Annotated in this window: 1 protein-coding gene; it reads left to right on the top strand. The window is 76.8% G+C overall.

What is annotated here, in order from left to right:
* Window positions 1-30 precede the first annotated feature (30 nt).
* The coding region (locus tag A612_RS02895; RefSeq protein ID WP_040435754.1) for a P1 family peptidase at window positions 31-357 on the top strand (327 nt) is incomplete at its 3' end.

Genomic DNA, 357 nt, shown 5'->3' with positions numbered 1-357 from the left:
GGCGGGGCGCGCCGCCATAATCGGGCGGCCATGTCCACGACCCCCTCTTCCCCTGCGCCTGCCGGCGCGATCACCGACGTCGCCGGCATCGAGGTCGGCCACCACACGGACCCGCGCCGCCCCACGGGCTGCAGCATCGTCATCGCGCGCCAGGGGGCCGTCGCCGGCGTGGACGTGCGCGGCGCCGCTCCGGGCACCCGCGAGACCGACCTGCTCGCCCCGGGCAACCTGGTCGAGCAGGTGCACGCCGTGCTGCTTGCGGGCGGAAGCGCCTGGGGCCTGGATGCGGCCAGCGGCGCCGTGCGCTGGCTGGAGGAGCAAGGCATCGGCCTCGATGTCGGCTTCGGCCGGCTGCCG

Origin of the sequence: Melaminivora alkalimesophila, from assembly GCF_000282995.1 — a bacterium.
GTDB lineage: Bacteria > Pseudomonadota > Gammaproteobacteria > Burkholderiales > Burkholderiaceae_C > Melaminivora > Melaminivora alkalimesophila.
Note: the sequence above shows the minus strand (reverse complement) of the source record. Positions and strands in the feature narration are given on the sequence as shown.